At 61.1% G+C, this 3,706-nt stretch carries 4 protein-coding genes; 3 read left to right on the top strand and 1 reads right to left on the bottom strand.

The features are described from left to right. Positions 1-201: 201 nt before the first annotated feature. Positions 202-483: a hypothetical protein gene (locus AX724_RS24480; RefSeq protein WP_230190467.1), complete on the bottom strand. Its 282-nt coding sequence runs from the start codon at positions 481-483 to the stop codon at positions 202-204. Between AX724_RS24480 and AX724_RS10515 the strand changes: the two genes are divergently transcribed. From AX724_RS10515 to AX724_RS10505, 3 genes are read left to right on the top strand one after another with little or no spacing between them, the layout of a single operon-like run. Further along, complete coding sequence (locus AX724_RS10515; protein WP_231736629.1) at positions 454-1,671, top strand: tyrosine-type recombinase/integrase; 1,218 nt, start codon at positions 454-456, stop codon at positions 1,669-1,671. The genes AX724_RS24480 and AX724_RS10515 overlap by 30 nt on opposite strands. Further along, positions 1,668-2,582 carry a tyrosine-type recombinase/integrase gene (locus AX724_RS10510; protein WP_066766044.1) on the top strand — a complete coding sequence of 305 codons (915 nt, stop codon included), beginning with the start codon at positions 1,668-1,670 and terminating at the stop codon, positions 2,580-2,582. Before AX724_RS10515 ends, AX724_RS10510 begins: the two co-directional genes overlap by 4 nt. Further along, positions 2,579-3,622, top strand: coding sequence for a tyrosine-type recombinase/integrase (locus AX724_RS10505; protein ID WP_051743976.1), 1,044 nt, complete (start codon positions 2,579-2,581; stop codon positions 3,620-3,622). Before AX724_RS10510 ends, AX724_RS10505 begins: the two co-directional genes overlap by 4 nt. Positions 3,623-3,706: the final 84 nt, after the last annotated feature.

The raw sequence follows: 3,706 nt of genomic DNA, 5'->3' as shown, positions 1-3,706 counted from the left end.
AAGGATTTCTTTGCAGTCGAGATTTATGTCGAGCGGTTCGCACGCAGGCGCGGATTTACGGGATGAAGACATCGATTTTACTCCAGATAATTAAGGTGTCCCCAGCCCCAACAAGCTGGAGGATCTATGACGTCGCCAAAAACGGTCGTTTCATACGGACGGCCCAAGCCCTGGACGGGAGACACTCCCACCCCAGATACTCTATCCACCGCCTTCCACTCTTCTCTTCTGGGGACTGCGGCAGTTGCAGCGGGGCTTTACAAAACGGCCGCTCGCCATTTCCTGTACTGGATCGATCAGCAGGGCATCGCGGTCTCGATTGTTGATGACGCTGTCGTCCGCCGCTTCGAGAAGCATCGGTGTCGCTGTCGGGGTTTTTCCCGCCATGAGCCCAACCGTCCGAAGTTCACCAGCAAGGTTCGGCGGTTTGTTCGCTTCCTGGAGGACCGGGGTATGGTCGCCGTGCCCGATGATATCGATCATCTGGACACGGCGTTGGCGGATTACGCGACATTCCTCGTGCAGGAGCATTACAGCGCGGCGAGCATCAAGAGCTACCGTTCGGAGGCAGCGCACTTTGCCGCGTGGGTGCGCGTTTCTCGCCTGCGCTGGCAGGATGTCACTGATAAGCATGTTGCCTTGTATGCTGGCCACAGCTGTCGTTGCCCGGTTTACCGCAAGCGCGGAACGCTGATCGGCCATCACGGTCCGTTACGCCGCAGTAAGGGCGCGCGACGCTTCCTTGGATTTTTGCGCGACCGGCAGATACTTCCGCAGGCAGAGAGCCAACCGTATGAAGACGAGGATCTGACAGCCTATAAGGCTTGGCTGAAGGCCCATTGCGGCAGTTCGGCTGCGACGATCCGTCGTTACAGCGACGAAGTGAAGCGCTGGTATTTGTTGCTCGGTCCTCCATCGGATCTGGACGCGGCTACCATCAGAAGAATCGTTAGCCACCGCATCACCGAGGTGCCCGGTTCTGCACCGACCGTCGCCGGCATCATACGGAGCTATGTGCGCTTTCTTGTCTCACGCGGGGAGTGTGACGCGGCGTTGCAACATGCCTTTCCGCCCATCAGGCGCTATCGGCTCGGCACCCTGCCACGTTATATGGACGAGGCGACGGTCGAGGGGATCATTGCGTCCTGCAAAACCGATACTGCGGTCGAGATTCGTGACAAGGCCATCATCCTTCTACTTGCCAGGCTCGGCCTGCGAGCCGGTGACATTTGGCAGCTCCGTCTAGCGGATATCGACTGGAACGAAGGATGTCTGAGGGTTTGCGGCAAGAGCAGGCGGCCCGATCGCCTGCCGCTGCCCCAGGATGTAGGGGATGCGATCCTCGACTATATCGAGCGGGCCCGCCCACCGATAGACGAGGAGCGGTTGTTCGTTCGGGTGCAACCTCCATTCCGGCCGTTCAACTCGTCGGCCGAGATCGCAGGCATCGTAGCGCGTGTATTCCATCGGGGCGCCATCGAGGGCGTGCCGACGGGTGCCCATACCTTCCGGCATTCGCTGGCAACACGGATGCTGCGCGCCGGCGCCGGCCTTGAATCGGTCGGCACGATCCTGCGCCACCGTTCCCCGGCGACCACCGCCATCTACGCCAAGGTCGACGTCCCGATGCTGCTCAAGGTCGCTCAGGATTGGCCGGGAGACGCTGCATGATGAACGCTCAGATCGAACGCTATGTCGCGTTACATCGCAGTTTCGGCCGCAAGTTTGACGCGCAGGAACGGTGGCTCCGTCTCTTTGCCAGCTATGCCAACGACCTCGGCGATCGGCACATCAAAGTCGAGCGGATCTACGATTGGTGCCGATCGGCCAGTTCCCAGAACGTGGCCCGGGACAGGTTCGACCACCTCCGCCGCTTCTGCCTCTATGCCCATGCCGAGGATCAGCAGCATCAGGTGCCGCCAGCAGGCGTCTTCGGAAGAGGGAAGCGACGCCGCCCGACACCACATATCATCGAGCCCGAACAACTCAGAGCGATCATGCAGGCCGCCCTTGATCTTCCGCCCAAAGGCAAGATCAGCCCGCATACTTACCACTACCTATTCGGCCTGCTGGCGACGACCGGCGTGCGGATATCCGAGGCGCTCGCACTCCAGTGTAATGATGTGGTCGACGACGGCCTCGTTATCCGGAACGGCAAATTTGGCAAGCAACGCCTCCTGCCGATCCAGCCATCAACGCGAGAGGCGCTCGATACGTATCTCAGCATTCGCAGAAGGCTGAACGCCCGCGGCGATGATCTGTTCGTCACCACGAGAGGCCGGGCGCCACACCAGACGGTCGTTCACATCGTCTTCGTCAGATTGGCTCGTAAGCTGGGTTTCCGCGGTCCGACCGGAACCAAGGGCATTCGCGTCCACGACCTGAGGCACACCTTCGCCGTTCGGTCGCTGGAGTCCTGCCAGCACGATCGGGAGGCGATCCGGCATCACTTAGCAGCGCTCAGCACCTATCTTGGCCATACGGATGTAGCCAACACATACTGGTATCTCGAAGCAACACCGGTCCTCCTTCGTGACATCGCCGCAGCAGGTGAGCAGCTTTTCCGAGGAGGCGCGGCATGACCGCGCTCGCCACCCATCTCGCTGCGTTCCTGCGCGAACATCTGCCTCGCGAACGCAACGTCAGCCCACATACGGTGACGACCTACGCGAACTGCTTCGCGCTTCTGGTCCGGTTCGCAGCCAACCACCTGAAGCGGCGCCCCACCGACTTGACGATTGAGGATTTCGATCCCGCGCTGATCATGGCGTTTCTCGACCATTCGGAGGAGGCAAGGAAGAACAGTCCCAGAACCCGCAATGCCAGGCTTGCGGCGATCCGGGCGTTCTTCCGTTACGTCGAGTATCGCGTCCCAGCCTGCCTCGATCTCGCGCTGCGTGTACGTGCCGTGCCGACAAAGCGGACCGACACGACCCTGATCGACTATCTGACGCGGGACGAGATCACCGCGCTGCTCGATGCACCCGATCCTCAGTCTCGCCTGGGCACCCGGGATCGCGCCATGTTGCACCTCGCCTACGCTGGCGGTCTGCGGGTCGCCGAGTTGTTGTCGCTACAGATGCAAGACTTTCCGGAACGCTCGCTCGCAACGGTCCACATCATCGGCAAGGGGCGGCGCGAACGCATCCTCCCTCTCTGGCGCGAGACACAGGCAAGTCTTCGGGCCTGGCTTGCTGTTCGCCCGCAATGTCAGGCGATGGAGATATTTCTGAACGCTCATGGCGAGCCGATGACGCGCGACGGATTTGCGTTCAGGCTCGCCAAGCATGTAGCCACGGCGGCGAAGAAGCAGCCGTCGCTGCTGCGCAAGCGGGTCACGCCCCACGTGCTCCGGCATTCCTGCGCGATGCACACGCTCGCTGCGACCGGCGACATCCGCAAAGTGGCGCTCTGGCTTGGGCATGCCAGTATCCAGAGCACGGAAGCCTATCTGCGGGCCGACCCCGAGGAAAAGCTGCAAATCCTCGCTGCGCATGGGTCGCCATTGGTCAAGCCAGGCCGCTTCAGGCCGCCAGCGGATCCGCTGATCATGATGCTCAACGACGTTCGAAAACGAGCATCGCCCCGGGGCCGTAGCGCGCCTGGCATCCAGTCACCTTAATTATCTGGAGTAAAACCGATGTCTTCATCCCGTAAATCCGCGCCTGCGCGCGAACCGCTCGACATAAATCTCGACTGCAAAGAA

Source organism: Sphingobium sp. CCH11-B1 (assembly GCF_001556865.1).
GTDB lineage: Bacteria > Pseudomonadota > Alphaproteobacteria > Sphingomonadales > Sphingomonadaceae > Sphingobium.
This window is presented reverse-complemented; position numbering and strand designations above follow the sequence as displayed.